This window comes from Hymenobacter sp. B1770, assembly GCF_049896385.1.
Lineage (GTDB): Bacteria > Bacteroidota > Bacteroidia > Cytophagales > Hymenobacteraceae > Hymenobacter.
Genome location: NZ_JAFCUF010000060.1, coordinates 1 through 832 on the forward strand (window position 1 = coordinate 1; position 832 = coordinate 832).

Sequence of the window (832 nt, forward strand, 5' to 3'; positions counted from 1 at the left end):
TGCGGCGTTTCACTTCCCGGCGGATGTCGCGGGCATAGGCATCGAGCGGGCCGTGGCAGCGTTCCATGCCGTGCAGGCTTAGGAAGGCTTCGTCGATGGAGTACACCTCCACTTCCGGCGCCCGGCCGGTCAGGTAGTGCATCACGCGCCCGCTCATGTCGCCGTACAGGGCGTAGTTCGAAGACAGGGCCACCACGCCGTGCTGCGCCACCAGGGGCCGGACCTTGAACAGGGGCTCGCCCATGGCGATGCCCAGGACCTTGGCCTCGGCCGACCGGGAGACGATGCAGCCGTCGTTGTTGCTGAGCACGACCACCGGCCGGCCTTCGAGCCGGGGCTGAAAGGCGCGCTCGCAGCTCACGTAGAAGTTATTGCAGTCGACGAGCGCGTACATCCTGGTGCAGTTTGCCGTTGATGAGTTCGGTCACGACGTGGGTCACCACGCCCCAGACCCGGACGTGGTCGTGGCCCCGCACTTCGATGGCCTCGTGGCGGGGGTTGTCGGGCACCAGCCAGTAGACGGCGCCGCGCTTTTCCAGGCGCTTGACGGTGAACTCCTGGTCCACGGCCGCCACCACCACGTGCCCCACCTGCGGCCTGAGGGCGCAGTCCACGGCCAGTAGCGCCCCGTCGGGGATGTGGGACGGGGGGCCGTCCATGCTCGTGCCGTTGCCCCGCGCCAGGTACGTGTGGTTGGGGTGGGGCAACAGGATTTTGTTTAGGTCCACGCGCTCGCCGCGCTCGTCCTCGGCGGGGCTGGGAAAGCCCGCGGGGACGGGCGTATCGCACAGAATCAGCCAAACGGGCTCGTGCGCGGCTTGCAGGATGTCAA

1 protein-coding gene and 1 pseudogene are annotated in these 832 nt (G+C 67.9%); both read right to left on the bottom strand.

Going from position 1 to position 832, the window contains the following annotated elements; all coding sequences use genetic code 11:
- Positions 1-394: pseudogene (locus ACP7AJ_RS21455) on the bottom strand (Y-family DNA polymerase); the annotation flags it as partial.
- A partial coding sequence (locus ACP7AJ_RS21460; RefSeq protein WP_426062285.1) for a LexA family protein occupies positions 369-832 on the bottom strand: 464 nt, incomplete at its 5' end. The pseudogene ACP7AJ_RS21455 and the gene ACP7AJ_RS21460, both read right to left, overlap by 26 nt.